Origin of the sequence: Leucobacter salsicius M1-8, from assembly GCF_000350525.1 — a bacterium.
Classification (GTDB): Bacteria; Actinomycetota; Actinomycetes; order Actinomycetales; family Microbacteriaceae; genus Leucobacter; species Leucobacter salsicius.
This window is the reverse complement of the sequence record NZ_AOCN01000022.1, coordinates 406,458-422,575: the sequence shown is the minus strand read 5'-3', so window position 1 is coordinate 422,575 and position 16,118 is coordinate 406,458. Positions and strand designations below refer to the sequence as shown.

Sequence of the window (16,118 nt, the reverse complement as noted above, 5' to 3'; positions counted from 1 at the left end):
GTGGCTCCCTTCGTATGTCACCACTTTGGCCCGTCAACCTATGAATTTGGTTTGGATCAACTGCACAATGGCTGCGGGTCATGAGTCGCGCCGACTTCTGCGCACCGTTGTCAGTGCCAGGATCGTTCCCCCGACAAGCAGCATCAGCGCGGCTGCACCGGCGGCCCAGAGGCCCGAGGAGCCACCGGTGCGTGGGAGGCCTGGCTTCCCTGGCGGGGGCGGAACGTCACCCGGCACCACTTCAAAGTTCTCAGAGGCGGCCCCGCAAGCCCCACGGTGGACGAGGTGTGTTTGCCCGTCGACGGTCATCATGAGCGATTCGACGTAGCCACCCAGCCCCACGTGCTCGGGTCGCGCAATCGTGCGCCGTGATTCGTAGCGCCCGGCCTCGGTGATGATGACGCCCCGCTCGTCCGACAGCTCGGCAATCTCAGTATCTGGCGTGCAGCTCATGCTTCCGTCGGCCGAGCGCTCATACGCGGCGAAAGTCACGCGATACTCGATGTCCTTCCGTTGCGCGAGCGCCCCCTCCACAATGACGGTGTCAAACAACGGTTCCCCGACGCGTACCCGTGCTGTGGCAACCGTGGCGACGCTGGGACGTTGAATCCTCGTGGTCTCGTGTTCGACCCCGCATTGCCCCTCGCTAATGAGCGTGCGGACTGGTTCTCCCCCTGCCTTAAACGCCTTGCCCCGGTCGATCTGCCACAGGGATTCCACCCACCAAATGGTGTCGCCGTGCCTGGGAAGCACGGTGAAGGCTGGCGAGGTGACGTCGCCGGGCGCGGTCACGGCGACCGAATCACTTTCCCAAAGCATGTTCTCTGCCGTGCATTGCGCTTCTGTCGTACCGGTCAGGGAGCTGTCCCCTCGGTATACCGCGAAGCTGAGTTCATATGCTTGTCCGAGCGCCGTGCTGAGCGGCCCGGTCACGGTTGCCGTATCGGTCGCTGCGTCGCCCACCGTCGCGAGCGGCATCGCGAGCGTTGTGACGGATGGGCCCTCGAGCGAGGTGGTCTCATTCGCGATTCCGCACACTCCCGTCGCGTAAGCCGTGCGTTCCCCGTCTTGAATCAGCCACAGCGTTTCCACCCACCACACGTCCCCACGCCATTCGGGGCGGGCGCGCACCGGGGCGCTGGTGATCTGGCCCGGCCCCTCCACTGCGACGGGCGGCACCGAGAAGATCTGGTTGCTGGCATCGCACACGGGGGTGTCGTTCGCACTCACCGTTGTCGCTCGATAGCCCTGAAACGACAGCTCCCACTGGGCCCCGTCATTGGTAACAAACTGACCACTCAACGTGGCGGTGTCAGTGATGTCGTCCCCCACCACAGCCGAGGGCAGTGCTTGGGTCTCAACTTCGGGCTGACCGATGTGCGTGGTCTCATTTGCGAGCCCGCACACGCCTCGATGCAGTGGCCGCGGCCCGTCGCCCTCATCAATTTCCAGGGTTTCCACCCACCACAGTTTCGCTCCGTGCGCTGCACTGATGGTGAACCCCGGTGATCGGATCTCCCCGACGGCGGTCACCGGTATCCGGCCTGACCGAAACACGAGGTTCTCGGCAGTGCAGCTCGGCGCCTCAGCGCCCGGTGCCACATCGACTTCCTCGGTGTCTAGGGGCGCTGCGGGCGCACGATATGCCTCGAATCGAATCGTGTACGACACGTTGGGGAGCAGCGTGCCACTCACGGTGGCGGTGTCAAACGCTTCTTCCCCGATCACCAAGTTGGGCGGCGCCTGAGTGACCACACCGGGCTGGTTGATGCGGGTGGTTTCATTTGCGACCCCACATTCCCCCTCGTGCATCTGCTGGCCGCGCGAGAAGACCTGCTCGACCCAGTGAATCGTGCCGCCCGAGCGCACGGTGACATCTGAACTCGCATAGGTGCCCGGCCCCGGCACCGCAATCCCGGTTTCCTCAAAAACCGGTTGCGCCAGACACCGTTCGTCCTCAGACATTGCCGTCAGCTCGTCTTCTGTCCACCGCTGCGGGTCTCGGCGTTCCTCGAGCTGTGGCTCCCGAATCGTGTGGAACGTTGGCGTGCCCGCTTCGTCAAGCACCGGCTCCCCCGCTTCGGTCAGATGTGCCACCGGGTATGTGGTGCCGTCTGCCGCGGTTCCCGACGTCTGGTGTCCTGTGTGATCGGCAATCGGGATGGGATTGCCGTCGTAATCGCGCAGTGCTTGCCCCTGCTGATTAGCCCACCAGGTGTGCCACAGCGGCTCTCCCGTACTCTCGTCTTCCTTGTGGGCGCTATATGGCGCACCCATCAGCGGATTCCACGACGCGTCATACTTGAGCGCTCCGGCTTCGGGCTCGAGGTACGCCGTAAAGCTCGCGGTCGCGGCCGGCCACATGTCGAGGGTCGTGCCGCTTCGCTGTTGCACGATGAGCTCGTCTCGCATCGATCCACCCACTTCAGCGGAGGGCTGCGCAAGCGACGAAGCCACCGGGGGTGCTTTGGGCGGAGGCGGGGACGCGATCACCGTGGTGAACTTGCCCGTTCGCCGAGGGACATTCGATTTCCCTGTGGCCACGGCCACACGCTGGCCCGTCCCTCCAGCGGCAGTTGAGGTGCTGTAGACATCGAGCTGGGCTTCCCACCCCGCCTGCCCCACGGTTTCCCACGAACCGGTCACTTTCAGCTGCTTCGCGCCGGGTTCAATGTCTATATAACGAGCGGTGGCTTCATCGCTCGGCACCGTAATGGTCGCCTCACCATTTCGCACAAATACGCCGCTGATCGCGCTCAATGAAACCGTTCCCTTGGGGTAGGCAACACGATATCTGCCAGCTTTACCCATCGGATCCGGCGTAATCGACAGCTCCCCCGAGATCGCCGGGGCGGAAGTGGGAGCTTTGGCATTGGTCTTTGCGTCGGCGACGAGCTGGTTCGAGCGCGTGATCAGATCGCGCCCCTTCTGGGACGACTTCAACACGGCCATTTTTTGATTCAGCATCGGGTTGCCTTCGAGAAAGTTCTCGCGCATGCGCCAGATCGTCAGCTGCACAGCGGCCGAGGTCCACGCGTTCTTCGTCTGCCCGTGGCGGTCAATGAGATAGTTCATTTGACGCATGCCGGTCGGGTTGTTCCACGGGTTGAGCCGCAAGGACACCCCGGGCAACTTCGAGAGCCGCCCGTCAAGCCAGGCTTGACCGGTAGGTTCGCCCATCACCACCTCGACGCAGTAGGCACGCTTCCCTCCGGGCAAGATGAAGTTTGAAATTGTGAGCCCTCCCGAAAACGACACCGACTCACCTCGCGGGAGCGCTGAGGCGGGGCTTGAGCCAGCGACCACACCTCCAGATACGAGGGCGGCGAAAGCGATAAGCGCTCCGCACGCCTTGCGCAACCATCTCGTACGCCGCGGTCGGGGCCGCGCCACCTGCGGGCTGACCAGCTCTGGTGTGGACATGGGGTCCTCCTCAAAATCCAAATAGCGGATCCCGGTGCGGCCCGCATCACCGCCCCATGAGGCGGCTGCCCCCGATCTTGCGCGTTCAGGCAGCCCTGTTGTCAGCGCTTTCCACAGACCGCAACACGCCTGGGAACCCTCGATTCGTGGGCCCCCTTTCGCCGTGATAGAGTTATCTCTTGTGACGCGGGGTGGAGCAGCTCGGTAGCTCGCCGGGCTCATAACCCGGAGGTCGTAGGTTCAAATCCTGCCCCCGCAACTGTGAGAAAGGCCCCTGGCCTGGGATTTATTCCAGACCAGGGGCCTTTCGCTTTCCCCAAACACCCCGGCACCCACACCACCTCGCCGTAAGACAGGCAACCGGGGCCTCACGGGCCGACCAACCCGGTAGACAATTTTGCACAGCGCATTCGTGCCGCTTGTGAGCGACTCGATCCACCCACTCGATCCCCCGCACCCCCAAACACTTCAAGCACCCAAAGCAACACGCCCACAATTTCGTCGCTTTAGTGCCATGCTGCACCACCGCATTAAGCTAATGATTGTGACGCGGGGTGGAGCAGCTCGGTAGCTCGCCGGGCTCATAACCCGGAGGTCGTAGGTTCAAATCCTGCCCCCGCAACTGTGAGAAAGGCCCCGGTCTGGAGAAATCCAGACCGGGGCCTTTCGCTTTGTCTGTTGCTTCACATTAGCCGGAGCCGAGCCGCCAACAGCAACGGGGCGGTCAATGGCAATCTGCCATCTCCCGCCCCGCCTCGACCCCCAGTGAGCTGACTAGGCTGCGACTGTCAGCGGTTTCCTGTGTGTGAGTCGGAACACAAGATAGTAGACCACTCCGGCCACGAGGGCGCTCGGCACGCTGCCTCCAATAATGTGGAAGCCGAACCTCGGAATGTAGCCGATCGGATCAAACATCACAAAGAACGACCCGATCCCCAGAGCCAGCGCGACGATTCCCGCTACATTGAATCCACCGGTGTACCAGTAGCCGCTCCCACGCACGGACGAGTACAGTCCATCTGCGTCGAGCGACTGCTTGCGCACAATGAAGTAGTCCACGATGAGGATCGCACAGATCGGGGCCATCAGCACACCCGAGAATGCGAGGAACGTGGGGTACGAGGCCAGGAATGGATCACCGAAGAAGATCGACACGATCAGCACCGGAATGAGCGTGATGACCGTAGCGGTGCGCCACGACAGCTTGTTCTCGAGCACCGGGGTCTGCTTGAGCGCGAGCACGCTCGTGTACGTTCCCACCATCATCGTGCCAATGTTGGCGAAGAAGAGGAAGAGCAGTCCGCCGATACCGAACCAGACGCCACCCTGCGTCGCGAGCAGGTAGACCGGGTTGCCGCCCGATTCGGGAAGCACGAGTGCGGTCATGAGACCCAGCGAGGCGATGCCCACCATCACGAGCCCGAGCCCGAGCAGGCTCGGCCACATGGCGGTGTTGGTGTTGCGACTGTAGCGCGTCAGGCTGCCAAGATATGGCCACCAGGAGAGACCGCTGGCGATGCCCATCTCAACGATGATCATGATGTTCAATCGAGAATCTTCGAGCGGAGCGAGCGGGGCAGCGGTAACGATAGCTTCCCAGCTGAAGTGCTGAATCAAGAACACCAGCATCACGATGACGAGCAAGATGACGGCAGCGGTTATGGCGGGGCCCGCCCAACGCAGCGCACCCGAGCCCCTGTTGACGAGCGCGAACACGACGGCAACCGCGATCACGAGGATCACAATTTGGGTGACCTTCATGGCGCTGGGTGGCACGAAGCCCAGCGTCTCCATCACTGTCGACGCTGATTGCATTAGCACGATGGCGAGCACCGAGTTCCAGCCGATCAGCGTCAGGAACACGAGCACGACGCCAAAGATGCTGCCGCGCACACCGAATGCGGGTCGCATCGAGCGCACGGCTTCGAGCCCGTATCGCTGAGACATCGGCAACGCCGCCATCACCGTAATGAAGAGGCCGATCAACACGCCCGCGGCCATCACGATGATGCCCACGACCGTATCGAGGTAGAACGCCACGGTAGCGCCGGCGACGAAGCTCCAGGTTGCAATCGCGGCCGAGGTCGTGTTGCCAAACGTGGCGAGAAAGCCCCACTTTTTCTCGCGAAGGGTGAGCGGCATCGTGGAACTGTCCACGGGAACCTGTTCCTTGATTGCCATTAGAACCACGCCCCCACGATCATCAGCACGACAGCCGGCACAATGACCGCTGCCGTGAGGAGTGAATAGAACTGGCCGCGCGACAGTTTTTGCTGCAGCGCGTCATCGGATTTCAGCACTTCGAGTGCTTCGTTGGGTTGCATCTTGATACTCCTCGTTGAGTTGTCGGGGGGCGGCCCACGGCCGCGGTTCACGTCGTGGCTGGTAGTTAGGGCTTGCCTGTGATGAGGTTCGCCATGTGCGCGATGGGCGAGGTGGCTTGACGCCCCTTGTACTCGCTGTTGTCTGCCATGCCATAGGCGACATAAAGACCCTTGGTCGCGACCCAGCGCAGCGGCTCCGGCTCCCACTTACGTACGCGGTGGTTGACCCACGGCAGGTCCACCAGTTCGGTGCGCTGCCGCAGGATCAGGTCGCTGAGAGTGCGGCCCGCAAGGTTGGTCGAGGTCACGCCGGTACCGACGTATCCGCCACCCCAGGCCATGCCCGTGGCCGGGTCGAGGCCCACGGTCGCAGCCCAGTCGCGCGGCACGCCCAGCACGCCCGACCACAGGTGGTCAATCGCTGCGCCGTCGGCCTGCGGGAAGAACCGGTACAGCAGGTCGGCCAGGGTGCGCGCGGTGCGCTCCTGCGTCGAACCATCGTTATCGACCTTGGAGCCAAAGCGGTACGGCACGCCCCGGCCACCAAATGCGATGCGATCGTCCGCGGTGCGCTGCGCGTACATGTAGACGTGAGCGAGGTCTCCCATGACCTCGCCGTTGTTCCAGTTCAGCTCGTCCCACACTGCGGGCGCTAGTGGCTCCGTCACAATCAGCGATGAGTTCATGGGCAGCCACAGTCGCTTCAGGCCTTTAAGCTGCGCGGTGAAGCCCTCCGTCGCGCGCACGACGTACTCGGCACGCACGGTGCCCCGGTCGGTGAGTAATGTGCGGGGCCGGATCTCACTAACGGTCGTGCGCTCGAAGATGCGAACGCCCATGCCCTCGACCACGCGCGCGAGCCCAGCCGCGAGCTTGGCGGGCTGCACGCGCGCCGCGTTCGGGTGCCACACGGCGGCTCGGGTGCCTGAGACGTTGATCTTCGCCTTCGCCTCGTCGGCTTCGAGGAGCCGCAGCCCCGAGCTCTCCCACTGCGCCTCCGAGGCGGCGTAGGCGCGAATCCGCTTCTCCTGGGCGGGCGTGTACGCGACGTTAAATTCGCCACCCTTCAGGATGTCGGCGTCGATCCCCTCCGCCGCGCACACTCGAATCACTTCATCAACGGTCTCATTCATGGTCCGCTGAAAACGCTCGGCCGTGTCCTTGCCGTGGCTCGCGACATACTGCTCGCGTCCACCGGTAATGGCACTCGTCAGCCAGCCGCCGTTGCGCCCCGAGGCGCCGTAGCCGACATGCTTCTGTTCGACGATCACGACGTCGAGGTTCGGCTGAGCCTTCTTCAGGTAATAGGCCGTCCAGAGGCCGGTGTAACCCGCCCCCACGATGGCAATGTCGCAGGTCAGATCGCCGGGCAGTTCGGGGCGCGGCGCGGGGGCCCCGATCTGTTGCCACCAGTGCGACACATTTCCATTGATCATGCTGGTGTAAGGGGTGTGCTCGCTAGTGCGCACGTGAATGACTCTCCTGATTGTATTTGATTGCTGCGGCTGCTCGCTGCCCGCTCGAGATCGCTCCCTCGAGCGTCCCGGGGAATTCCGAATCGAGGTCGCCTCCGATCACGAACAGCTGGGGGAAATGTGGGCCGAGCGCGGCGAGGGCCGCGTACTGGCCTGGGCGGGGCACAAACCAGGTGCCCTTCGCGTGGGGATCATCGCCCCAGTCGTAGGTCATGCGGGAGCGAATGCGGGCCTCCGGCAGGTAGTGCTTGCGAATCATAATCTCGAGCTCTGCCGTATCGATCTCGCCCTCGTCAGCGGGCGCGAGCCCCACCGAGAGCACGCCGCCATCGGCGAGCACCTCCTCCGACCTGAAATAGCCGAAGGGGCCATGCGAAGCAAAGACGCGAAAGTGATCCGGCACCCCATCGAGCACGAGCCAGTCCTTACGCGCCAGGCCCGCGTGCCCCTCGCGCGCGATCGGGGCGACGCCCCCGAGCAGCACCTGGTCAATGTCGATATCCGCAATGCAGTTCAACGGCACCGCGAGAATCAGGTTTGAAGCAGCATACTCATGCCCGGCTCCCGTGCGCACAGCGAACTTCTCCCCGTCGTGACGCACGCTCACCGCGCGCGCATTGAGCTCTACGCGCGCCGAGATGCGCGCCGCAAGCGCGTCAATGAGTGACTTCGTCGCGCCCTGAATCTGCGCACGGTAGTGCTCCGGATCAGCAATGTCTTCAATCGCAAGCAGCAGGTGGCCAGCGTCCACCGCGTCCAAGTTGGCGCCCGCGAGGTACCGCTGAGTGGCACGAAGCCAGTCCTCGATGAGCGGGCTCGGCGCTGGCTCTTCTTCACGAGCCAGCCGCAGCGCCGCTTCGGAACTGAGCGGCTCGGGTGATGCGGCAACCACGCGGCGAAGGATCGCCAATACTCGTTCGAGTTCGGTGTATTCCGTGTCGCTCAGCAGGTGGCGAGCCGCAGCGCCGTCCCTGAAGTGGGTCAGCCACAGATCTGAGGCAGGAGAATCGTAGGTGCTGATCCCGAGCCTGTCGAGCAGTTCGAACGACTTCGTAAACGTCGGTAGCAGCCAGGTGCCGCCCAGATCCACTGGGCGGCCTGCGGCGGCCCAGTGTTCACCATGGGTGCGGCCCCCCAGCCGTGACCCGGCTTCAAGCAGGGTCACATCAAGGCCCGAATCCCCGAGGGAATCTGCTGCGGCGAGGCCTGCAAGGCCACCGCCCAGAATGATGACATCTGTTGCCAGCTTCGCTGCCGTCGCGTGCGCCACGTGAGACTCCTTTGCCCTGCGCGTTGCGTACGAGGCTCGTCCCCCGCATCACTATCTACATCATGAAGATAAATGATGTCGAGCAGGATGTCAACCTAACTGACGAATGCGCTAAACAAGCACCGCACGCGCAAGTCGAAGCGCCCCGTCATAGACCTTTCGCTCAATCGCCTCCGGGCCCTGTTCGCGAGTCTTCAGCAGGGACTCCAAGTGCTCGCATCCCTCGCGTGCGATTGCCTCCGGGGAAAACAAGCTGCTCCAGGTGGAATGCTCAAAGATTGTCGAGAATGTCATGTGCTCAAGGTCCAGCAATAGCTGCAGGGCCTGTTGCCCGCCCACCCCCGCCTCGATGGCGCGCTTGATAAATCGCTCATACGCACGAAGGGCCTGACCGTTCGTGATCACGAACATAAAGAACACCGAGTTCTCCTGGCCAAGTGGCTGGAATGCGCGGTAGTAGGCGACAGCAAACTCGGCCACGGCTTCGTCCCACGGGTCCTGTTCGAGGAGGCCCACGTCAATGCGATCCATCACCACACCTCGCGCCATATTGACCGCGTCACTTACGCTGGCCACGTGGTAGTAGAGGGTCTGCGAACGCACATCAAGTGCCTTGGCGATGTTTGAGATCGTGAGGCCGTTGACCCCCTGTGTCGACAGCACCTCCATCGTGGCACTGCCGATGCGAGTGGCATCGATCACGGCACTGCCCCGCTTGGGACGTCCAGCCGGGCGAGGTTCGCTCGCCACTTTTGCGCCGTTCACAACGCGGCCCCGCCTGCGCGACGCGGAGCGCTTGGTAGGGCAGGCTCACGCCACATCACGGTCACTCCATCAGCCACCCCGACCAATCGATCTCTGCGATCAAACCCCAGCCGTTCGTACAACCTCGCGCTCCCCTCCGTCGTTGCCTCCAACGAAACGATCCTTTGGTCTCGGTCTGCACACTCGAGTCGGTGGCGCACGAGCGCTGCACCTACCCCGCGCCCGCGCGCGCTGGGGCACGTCCCCACATCGACCAGATGCCAATGTGGCTGCTCGGGATGTTTCCTGAGGCCCGCTCGCCCAAACGCCTTCAGGGTTGTGAACCCGGAGCGGCCGATGCCCCGCAACACACCAGGAAGCGCAATCGCGCCGCGCACGGTGTGCGGGCGATGTCCGGGCGGCTCCCACAGAGCGACACCCAGCACCCGGTCAGTAAGCGGATCAATCGCTACATCGGTATTGCTGAGCCCGGTGACGCGAATACTCCACGCGAAGTAGTCCCTGATTTTGCGATCCCGTTGCGCAGCATCTTCGGCCACCATCTGACCAATGATCGGCTCGTCACGAAAGGCGCGCGCGATCACGCTCACCGCCTCAGTGAGGCGGTGAGGCTGAATGGTTCGTATCTGCACAGTTTCTCCAGTCTCGCGCCCATCATTGGGTGAGCAACCACAGCGCACCCCTTCCGCGACACTGCTGGAGGGTGGCTGCATTTCTTCCCCTCACTTTATCTGCAACGAGTAGATTAATGCGAATGATTCGGCCACCGGTCGCTCACGTCGCCCTGTGCCCAGAAACGAAAGTGGGGCCCGACGCAAACGCGTCGGGCCCCACTTTTCAGTGACTGAAGTCGCTACTCGGCGGCCAAAGCTGCCTCGAGGGCCTGCTTGGCCCGCTCATCAGCCTTGCCATAAGCGGCCCAGTCGCCCTTCTTCATCGCGGCGTCGCGGTCCTTAAACGCCTGCTGCAGTTCCTTCAATGCCGCGTCCAGGGTCAGCGGTGTACCCGATCCGGCACCCTCGTCTACCGCGGGGGCTTCGGGATCGACAGCGGGCTCCTCCGTGGGCACGTTGCCGTCACCCGCGTTGGCCCCCGAGTCGCCCGCAAACAGCGCGTCGAGTGCACCATCAAGCGTGTCCTCGAATGCGATCTGGTCGCCGAACGAGACGAGCACCTTCTGCAGGATCGGGAAGCTGGTTCCCGTCTTAGCCTTGACGTACACGGGCTGTACGTACAACAGGCCGCCACCGACTGGCACGGTCAGCAGGTTACCGCTGATGACCTCACTCTCACCCTGGCGCAAAATGTTCAGCAGATTCGAGACCTTCGAGTCGGTCGTGAAACTGTTCTGTACCTGACCGGGCCCGGGAATCGAGTTGCTCTTGGGCAGCGTGAGCATCTTCAGCGAACCGTAGTCCTTCGAGATCTCACCCTTCTTGTTGCCCGCGTTCGAGTTCGCCGCGAGGTAGCCCGTGAGAATATCTCGCTGGGTCTCCCCCTCTGCAGCCGGAATATAGGTCGAGTAGATCGAGAAGTTCGGGTCTGCCTTAGCACCCGCCGCGAGGGTCAGGTAGTACGGCGGCTGCAGGAACTTCTGCGCGTTTGCCTGTGTGCTCGATACGGGGTCGTTCGGTGTACGCCACTTGTCCTCTTCCGAGTAGAACGCATCGGGCGACGTCACGTGGTACTCGCCGAGCACCGCGCGCTGCACCTTGAACATATCGGTCGGGTAGCGCACGTGACTCATCAGATCGCCGCTCATGTCGGCAACATCCGACAGCGTTCCCGGGAAGATCTTGCCCCAAGACTTCAACAGCGGATCCTCGGTGTCCCACGCGTACAGCTTCACTGAGCCGTCGTACGCATCGACCGTGGCCTTGACCGAGTTGCGAATGTAGTTGATCGGCTTGGGAAGCGGGTTACGCTCCTTATTCGCCGAGTCCACCGTCAGCGCGTTCATGTCCTGCACCTCGGAGTACGGGTAGTCCGCAGAGGTCGTGTAGCCGTCAACGATCCACTTAATGCGACCATCAACCACCGACGCATACGGTGCAGCATCAACTGTTAGATACGGCGCAACCTTCTTCACGCGATCGACCGGGTCACGGTCGTACAGAATCTGCGAACCGTCCACCACAGCACCCGACAGCAGCACCTCCATGTCCTGGAACTTCAGGGCGTAGATCAGCTTGGTGAACAGGTTGTTCAGCGCGGGGCCACCATCACCCTTGAACGTGGTCATGTTCTGACGGCCGCTGCCGGCCGCCTCGTCAGCTGCGGCCTGCTCGGCTGCAGCGGCTTCGTCGGTCGCTGCGGCTTCTGCTTCCTCAGTCGCTGGCGTCTGGTCAGTAGGGTCCGCCTTCTGCGCGTCAGGGGCGTCCTTCGCGGCAGCCTCGGCAGCGCTCTCGGCGTCAGCCGGGAAGTCCAACTCGATGGACTTCTTCCGCTCGCCACCCACGATGGAGTACTCGGGCGAATTCTGACCGAAGTAGACCCGGGGCTCAAACTCCCCGAGCTTGCCGCTTGTGGGGATTCCGCTCTCAAGGAAGACAGGCTCGCCGCCCGCCGAACGCTGGTTACCATACGAAGCTACGAGACCGTAGCCGTGCGTGTACACGAGCGTACGGTTATACCAACCGGTCTGATCCCGGATATCAATGTCGCGAATTGCCGACACGGTGTCTTCGATCTTGCCGTCGATCTCATAGCGATCGACGCTGAGCGAGGTGGGGAACTGGTAGTACTGCCGAATCTGCTCAAGCTGTGCAAACGTGGGCGAGACTACCTCGGGGTCGATAATACGGATGTTGGCGGTCGTTGCGGCATCATTGCGCAGCGCCCCAGGCTCAGCGTCGGTGACTGCGTCGTAGCGTTCCGTCTTGACCTCGTCGATGCCGTACGCGACACGCGTGGCATCGATGTTGCGCTGAATGTACTCAGACTCGAGGCTCTTCTCGTCGGGCTGTACCTGGAACTGCTGCACGCCCCACGGGTAACCAACGCCAAGCACAATGCTCGACACGAGGAACAGCGCGGTACCCACGACCGGCAGACGCCACTTGCCCGTGAACGCCGTCACGAGGAACAGCACTGCAACAATGATCGCGATGCCCGCGAGGATCTGCTTGCCCGGGATGACCGCGTGCACATCCTGGAACATGGCACCCGTGCGCAGGCCTTCACTGCCCGTGAGCGACCGGTACTGGTCGAGCCACAGGCTCACGGCCTGCAGCAGGAGGTACAGCCCGGCGAGAATCGCGGCCTGGATCCGGGTCGCCTTCGAGACGCGCACGTCGCGCCCCGAGAATGAAATGCCGCCGTAGAGGTAGCTTGTGGCTACACCGGCGATCAGCGCCAGCAGTGTCACGGCCGAGGCAAACGCAACGATGCCCTGCAGCATTGGCAAGCTAAAGAGGTAGAACGAGACATCGAGCCCGAACTGCGGATCCTTTTCGCCCGTGTTCTCGCTGTTGAGCCACAGCAGAGCGCGCTGCCAGTTCGCGGCGGCGGCAAAGCCACCGAACAGGCCGATCAGCGAGGGCAGGGCCCACTTCACCAGTCGACGGAGCGGCTCGAACAGCTCCTGGTAGCGGTCGAGCTGCGCGGTCAACCGCGCATACACCGGGCGCTTGCGATAGGCGAGATCGATTGCGAAGAAGAGAGGCACGGCCATGCCGAGGAACCCGAGCACGAACATCGTGCCGGCCGCGAGCCATTGGGTCGTCAGCACCGGCAAGAAGCCGACCTGTCGATACCACAGCACTTCTGCGGTGACGGCGGCTGCCGCCAGGAAGCCAAGAATAAGGGCCACCACGATCACGACCGTCACCGCAAGCGGTGACAATCGGCGCGGACGAGCGGCCTGAGCATGCAAGTTCTGGTCGGTCACGTCTCTGTATTACTTCCTGTCCGAGCGTGCACCCGAAGTTGTCGGGCGCTGTCTACCCCACGAGCCTATCGTTTGCGTGCAGGACGCTCCTGACAATTCGTAAACTCGAGAGCGGCCCCCGGCCCCGGCGGTTGAGCAGTCCGATTCGCCGCTATTCGGCCACCTTCGCGGCGCAGCGGTCGAGCCCGGCCACCGCATCACCGGCGCTTGCGGCGTTGATCGCCGCCACGGCCTCATCCAGCGTTGCCACGGGCGCCACGTTGAGGTCCTTCGGGAAGTCTCGAACGTCGGGGCAGTTCGCCACCGGCATTAAGAACAAGTCAGTGTCTGCGCGCGACGCAGCCCAGGCCTTTTGAGTGAGTCCACCAATGGGCCCGACCGCACCATCTTCGTTGAGCGTGCCAGTGCCCGATACGGTAAGCCCGTCGAGCGACGGGCCCTCCCCCATTCGGTCCATGATCGCGAGCCCAAAGATAAGCCCTGCACTCGGCCCGCCAATGTGGGGCACGCTGATGTCGACCTCGCGCGGAAGCTCGTATGAAGTTGAGACGACGATCCCCAAGCGCGGCGCCGCACCATCGGTGGGCTCCCGAGGCGTCACCATCTCGGTGCGGGGTTTGCCGTCTCGCACGATCTCAATCGTGAGGGGGTCGGTGCCGGTAGATACGGTCTCAAGCAACTGCTCGAAGCTCTTGAGCTCCTCACCGTTGATGCTCACGAGCTCATCCCCAGGTTCCAGTACTCCTGCGGCGGGTCCCGCCTTGTCGACGTCGCCGATGCTGAGCGAGACCCCCACCTCGAGCCCCACTGCACGAAAGGCGGCGGTCGCCGACACCACCTGCGAGGCGTCCATTTGCATGGAGGTAACTTCTTCGCGCTGCTCGACGGTGATCCCCTCGGGATAGAACTGGGTCATCGGAGCGATGTCCTGCGACGGGTCGAACAGCGCGGGTACGAGTGAGATCCAGCTCAGGGGCCGCTGCGGGCTGCCCGCGATCGATACCGTCAGTAGGTTCAGGCGTCCCTCGTCCTCCCCACCCACCTGGTCTTCGACCGTCAGCACGGGCACGTCCTCACCTTCGACCGGCACCGTGCCGAGTACGTCGACGACGGGCCCCGGGCGCTCGATGGCGTACGGCGAGGGAATGGTGGCCACGGCCAGCACGAGAAGCGCGACGACCACCATGACGGCCTCGGTGCGATTCTCGCGGATGACGCGCCGCAGGGAACGCCACAGGCGACCGCCCACACCGCCCGCTCGGGGCTCTTGAGCGTGTTCGAACGAACCCGAGGACTCGGAGGAATCTGATGAGTCGGGCGCAGGATCGAGGGTCACGTTGCCTCTTTCGTTTCTGTCGGCGGTTCAGGCGCCTGCCGCTGGCGCGGGCGCGCACCTCGCGGGGCTGTTCGCACTCGGCGGAACGCATCTGGGCAACCGCTCGCCAATCTAGCAGGCAGTTTCTGGCCGTGTGCCGTACCGTTAAAGTTGCACCGATCCGAAGGAGTTCAGACATGGGTACTGGCGACACGAACAGGCCAGACAACTCTGGCGACACCCCCGACTTCGAAGAGCTGCAGCGTCTCCTGCGCGACATGTTCTCAGGCAATGGACCGGCTCAGGGCCCGGCCGACGCCGAGCAGTTCGCGAAGGCCGCCGGCATTCCGATCGATCCGGCCACGCTGCAAAATCTCTTCAGTACACTGCAGGGCGCGATGCAGCATCCGAGCGACGGCATCGATTGGTCAGTGACGCGACGCACCGCGATCGAGGTGGCCAGCGACGGCACGCCCGCGGTCGACCCGGCCCCCGCGCTGCGCGCCTTTCCCGTCGCCGCGCTCTGGCTCGATGAGGTCACTGACCTGGGCCCCACCCCCGACGCGCCACGCGCGATCGGCCGCATCGAGTGGGTGCAGCAGACCATTGACACTTGGGTGGCGCTCGCCGAGCCCGTCGCCGAGTCCATCACCGGCGCACTGATGAGTGCGCTTGACCAGCAGATGCCCGAGGAGTTTGGCGACGCCCTGCGCGGGGCGACCCCAATGCTGCGCAGTGTGGGCGGCGCTCTGTTTGCCGTGCAGCTGGGCACGATCATCGGCAAGCTCTCGGGCGAGGTTGTCTCAGCGGGCGATGTGGGAATCCCGTTGTTCGAAGGCCCGGGCCGCGAGGGTGGCGCCATCCTGCCCGCCGGCGCCGCGAAGTTCGCCGAGGGGCTCGACCAGTCGCTCGACACGGTCATGCTGTACCTCGCGCTGCGCGAGCTTGCACACGCGCGCTTGTTTCGGCACACCAAGTGGCTGCGGCTCCACGTCCTCTCGGCGATCAAGGACTACGCCCGCGGCATCAGCATCGACACCGATCGCATCCAGGAGTTTGCGCAGGATCTTGATCCGGAACGCCCCGAGCAGATTCAGGATCTGATTGCGGGCGGCGCACTGATCCCGCCCAAGACCGAGGCGCAGGAGGCAGCGCATGCGCGCCTCGAGACCATGCTCGCGCTCATCGAGGGCTGGGTTGATGTCGTCACCGCCGATGCGGCCAAGCGCATTCCCGGGGCGGAGGCCATTGCCGAGATGGTGCGTAGGCGCCGCGCCACCGGTGGGCCTGCCGAGCACGCGTTCTCCTCACTCGTGGGCCTTGAGCTGCGCCCCAGGCGACTGCGTGAGGCGGCGGCACTCTGGCGACTCGTCGCTGAACGCGGGTCCGTTTCGATGCGCGATGGGCTGTGGGCGCACCCCGACTTGCTGCCGACGAGCGAGGAGCTCGACCACCCGGCACGGCTGCTCGAGCGGCTCGGGCTCGCGGGCGAATCCCCCGAGCACCAGGCCGACGAGTTCGATGAGGCGCTCGCTCGTCTGCTGGACGGCGAAATGCCGCCGCACGATGCCGACGCTGACTCCGATCCTGATTCTGATCCCGGTGAGGGCCCGAAGCCGGAGTAGCTGCTCAGCTCTCGAGCTTCGTCCACAGTGCG

At 63.7% G+C, this 16,118-nt stretch carries 11 protein-coding genes and 2 tRNA genes; 4 read left to right on the top strand and 9 right to left on the bottom strand.

Translation table 11 applies throughout. From position 1 onward, the window contains the following. Nucleotides 1-78: 78 nt before the first annotated feature. Nucleotides 79-3,423: a hypothetical protein gene (locus C795_RS0111020; RefSeq protein WP_083879231.1), complete on the bottom strand. Its 3,345-nt coding sequence runs from the start codon at nt 3,421-3,423 to the stop codon at nt 79-81. Between the two features lie 185 nt (nt 3,424-3,608). Here C795_RS0111020 and C795_RS0111015 point away from each other — a divergent pair. Both C795_RS0111015 and C795_RS0111010 read left to right on the top strand, forming a co-directional pair. Further along, nucleotides 3,609-3,682: transfer RNA gene (locus tag C795_RS0111015), tRNA-Met, on the top strand. 289 nt (nt 3,683-3,971) lie between these two features. Next, nucleotides 3,972-4,045 (top strand) — tRNA-Met (locus tag C795_RS0111010). A 152-nt stretch (nt 4,046-4,197) separates the two neighbouring features. Here C795_RS0111010 and C795_RS0111005 read toward each other — a convergent pair. The 6 genes from C795_RS0111005 to C795_RS17870 form a co-directional block, all read right to left on the bottom strand. Beyond that, on the bottom strand, nt 4,198-5,580 hold the full coding sequence (locus tag C795_RS0111005; protein ID WP_198008463.1) for a purine-cytosine permease family protein: 1,383 nt from the start codon (nt 5,578-5,580) through the stop codon (nt 4,198-4,200). Between the two features lie 23 nt (nt 5,581-5,603). Next, nucleotides 5,604-5,747, bottom strand: a complete 144-nt coding sequence (locus tag C795_RS17250) for a hypothetical protein (protein ID WP_017793817.1) — start codon at nt 5,745-5,747, stop codon at nt 5,604-5,606. 65 nt (nt 5,748-5,812) lie between these two features. After that, nucleotides 5,813-7,183: an NAD(P)/FAD-dependent oxidoreductase gene (locus C795_RS0110995; RefSeq protein ID WP_026139624.1), complete on the bottom strand. Its 1,371-nt coding sequence runs from the start codon at nt 7,181-7,183 to the stop codon at nt 5,813-5,815. Nucleotides 7,184-7,205: 22 nt separating this feature from the next. Then, the gene (locus C795_RS0110990; protein ID WP_017793815.1) at nt 7,206-8,492 is read right to left on the bottom strand and encodes a flavin monoamine oxidase family protein; all 1,287 of its coding nucleotides are present in this window, start codon (nt 8,490-8,492) and stop codon (nt 7,206-7,208) included. A gap of 111 nt (nt 8,493-8,603) precedes the next feature. After that, complete coding sequence (locus tag C795_RS0110985; RefSeq protein WP_157487075.1) at nt 8,604-9,194, bottom strand: TetR/AcrR family transcriptional regulator; 591 nt, start codon at nt 9,192-9,194, stop codon at nt 8,604-8,606. Between the two features lie 59 nt (nt 9,195-9,253). Next, nucleotides 9,254-9,505: a GNAT family N-acetyltransferase gene (locus C795_RS17870; protein ID WP_408605769.1), complete on the bottom strand. Its 252-nt coding sequence runs from the start codon at nt 9,503-9,505 to the stop codon at nt 9,254-9,256. Between C795_RS17870 and C795_RS17580 the strand changes: the two genes are divergently transcribed. Beyond that, nucleotides 9,449-9,922: a hypothetical protein gene (locus C795_RS17580; RefSeq protein ID WP_232225475.1), complete on the top strand. Its 474-nt coding sequence runs from the start codon at nt 9,449-9,451 to the stop codon at nt 9,920-9,922. The genes C795_RS17870 and C795_RS17580 overlap by 57 nt on opposite strands. 188 nt (nt 9,923-10,110) lie before the next feature. Here C795_RS17580 and C795_RS0110975 read toward each other — a convergent pair whose 3' ends face one another. Together C795_RS0110975 and C795_RS0110970 are read right to left on the bottom strand one after the other, a co-directional pair. Beyond that, a complete protein-coding gene (locus tag C795_RS0110975; protein ID WP_017793812.1) occupies nt 10,111-13,146 on the bottom strand; it encodes a UPF0182 family membrane protein in 3,036 nt (1,011 codons plus the stop codon). Between the two features lie 151 nt (nt 13,147-13,297). Beyond that, nucleotides 13,298-14,482: a YlbL family protein gene (locus C795_RS0110970; RefSeq protein ID WP_017793811.1), complete on the bottom strand. Its 1,185-nt coding sequence runs from the start codon at nt 14,480-14,482 to the stop codon at nt 13,298-13,300. Between the two features lie 176 nt (nt 14,483-14,658). Here C795_RS0110970 and C795_RS0110960 point away from each other — a divergent pair, with 176 nt between their 5' ends. Beyond that, nucleotides 14,659-16,086: a zinc-dependent metalloprotease gene (locus tag C795_RS0110960; protein WP_017793809.1), complete on the top strand. Its 1,428-nt coding sequence runs from the start codon at nt 14,659-14,661 to the stop codon at nt 16,084-16,086. Nucleotides 16,087-16,118: the final 32 nt, after the last annotated feature.